The sequence below is a fragment of the Tunicatimonas sp. genome (genome assembly GCF_049647865.1).
GTDB lineage: Bacteria > Bacteroidota > Bacteroidia > Cytophagales > Cyclobacteriaceae > Tunicatimonas.
In genome coordinates this window covers 1-2,614 of sequence record NZ_JBARYM010000353.1, presented here as the reverse complement: position 1 = coordinate 2,614, position 2,614 = coordinate 1, and the positions used below count along the sequence as shown (strand labels likewise).

Genomic DNA, 2,614 nt, shown 5'->3' with positions numbered 1-2,614 from the left:
GTCCAGCATCTGCGCCCGGTCTTGGTGGTGAAATCCGTTGGGGTCGTTAAGAAACAACACCGGATCTTTTCCTGAGCGGAACTGTACTCCCTGGTGGGTGGAGGGCAGAAAAGCGTTCACCCACAAGCGGGCGTACAAGGGCTGCCCACCCGCATTTTTAGAAACCAGCACGATGAACGCCGGTAAGTTTTCATTATCGGAACCCAAGCCATAACTCAGCCAGGAACCAATGCTAGGTCGCCCCGCCTGCTGCGAACCAGTCTGGAAAAAAGTAATTGCCGGATCGTGGTTGATAGCTTCGGTATGTACCGATCGTATGAAACATAGGTCATCTACCACTTTCGCGGTGTGGGGCATTAGCTCACTCACCGGAGCACCCCTGTTACCGTACCGATCGAACGCAAACTGCGAACCGGCCAACGGCAGCGACGATTGTCCGGCACTCATTCCGGTAAGACGTTGCCCTTGTCGCACGCTATCGGGCAGTTCCTCGCCGTTCATTTTTTCCAGCAGAGGCTTATGGTCGAAGGTCTCAAACTGGGACGGCCCGCCGCTTTGAAACAGATAAATTACCCGCTTGGCTTTAGGCGCAAAGTGCGGAGCACCTAGTATTCCGCCCGAGACCTGGGGGGAAGCCGAAAAACCGCTAGTTGGATTAAGCATCGTTCCCAGCGCAAAAGCCCCCAATCCCATGCCCGAGTTTCGCAGAAATTCTCTTCGGTTCAGGTGGTCGGATAATTTATCTAAGTGGTTCATAGCGTCTATCGTTTTACTACGGTGGCATCCGCGTTCATCACCGTACTAGCAATTACCGCGTAAGCTGCGAGTTCTTGTCTATCAATAGTCTGCTCGGCCGCAAACTCTCCGATTTCTAACCACCCATCTATCTTCTGAGGGGATAACTGAAAGTCTGCCCGCTGCTTGTTGTAAAAGGTATCTAGCACCTGTAACTCCTTGTCGCTAGGGTGCCTGGCAGTTAGTGAACAGTATATTTTAGTGAGTCGTTCTTTATGATTCTTTTCGGTAGTGATAATCTTAGCGGCTAAGGCCCGACTGGCTTCCACAAACTGCGGATCGTTCAATAGTACTAATGATTGCAGCGGAGTGCTGGTTTTTTGCCGGGTTACTTCGCAGTAGCTGCGGGTGGGAGCATCAAAGGTGTTCATTGACGGAGGCGGTACGGTTCGCTTCCACAGGGTGTAAAGGCTACGGCGGTACAACTTCTCGCCGGTATCCGGTACGTAGGTTGCCCCGCTAATTTTCCATAAGCCTTCGGGCTGATAGGGTTTTACGCTTTCGCCCCCAATTTTATCTACCAGTAAGCCACTGGCGAACAGCGCATTGTCGCGTAGCATCTCGGCGGTGAGGCGGGAGGAGGGGCCTCGGGATAGTAGTTTGTTATCGTAATCTTTTTCTAATAGCTCCTTGGGCGTTTTGGAGGATTGCCGATAGGTAGCGGACATTACGATAATTTTTTGCATCGCTTTAATATCCCAGCCAGATTCTACGAGGCGAACGGCTAGCCAGTCCAATAATTCGGGATGAGTAGGCAACTCACCCTGATTACCAAAATCGGCTGCCGAACTCACAATACCTTTCCCAAAATACGCCTGCCAGTAGCGGTTCACCATGACCCGAGCCGTGAGGGGATTATCTTCGGAGAAAAGCCACTGAGCTAAGCCCAGGCGGTTTCGAGGGAGCGTATCAGGAAAGTTCAGGATGCTCGCCGGAGTTCCGGCTGTTACTTCTTCTCCCGGTGCATCGTAGGATCCGCGCTCTAGTAGGAAGGTGGGCCGGGGCTCTGCTAGTTCATCCATCACCATAATTTCGGGTACGGATTCAATTAGGGCGTTCTGCTGGGTTCTGAGCTGTTGTAGTTCTTTTATTTTCTGTTGATACTCAAGATTAGCGTAAGTCAGCGCCAACGTTTGCTGGATCGGCTCATCTAGCTCCTGGTTTCCGGCCCAAGCGGCAACTTCGGTGGGCAATAGTTCTCGGTTGTAAACTTTGATCTCGTCGAGGAGGGTATTCTTCGTACCGGTCCCGCGCCACAGGGCACCAAAGCTCAATCCGGGTTCTTCTTCCAGCGATGAAAGCAGAATGTCTTTGTACAGATTATCTTTCTCAACCTCCATTTTCAGGGCGGTACCGTTGAGATATACTTTTAATCCTTGAGCTTGGCTGGAGCCATCGTAGGTTAGTGCCAGATGAAACCATTCCTCTTTGGGTATCTCGGTAGTAGACAGTACGGAAATATTATTGTATGGCCAGGTGTGGGCCATCAATGCCTCTAATTTATTGTCTTTGATTGACAGGTAGTAACCCCGAAAGTTGTAGATGATTCGTCCCTGTCCCTTGTGAAAGATGGTGCCATTTTCCAGGGCAGTGGGCACCTTCATCCATAAGCCGATGGAGAAAGGCTGGGCGCGGTTAAAAGCCCCAATAGAACCCAGCGAGAGTGGGTCGTCGCCGTTAGAAAGCAGCGCCTGACCAAATTCTCCCTGCTCGATCGCTGGTGCTAATGCCTGAGGATTCTTGCGGGGTTCTGGCAAGACAAGTTTAGCCTTCTGACGGGGGTTTACTACATTGACGAACTGATTATCGATGGTTTTTT

Annotated in this window: 2 protein-coding genes; both read right to left on the bottom strand. The window is 51.3% G+C overall.

The window, feature by feature from the left end:
• Window positions 1-756: DUF1501 domain-containing protein (locus WBA23_RS10510; RefSeq protein WP_424582234.1), on the bottom strand; the 756-nt coding region annotated here is incomplete at its 3' end.
• 5 nt (window positions 757-761) lie between these two features.
• Window positions 762-2,614, bottom strand: a 1,853-nt coding sequence (locus WBA23_RS10505; protein ID WP_424582233.1) for a DUF1553 domain-containing protein, incomplete at its 5' end; no start/stop codon positions are given.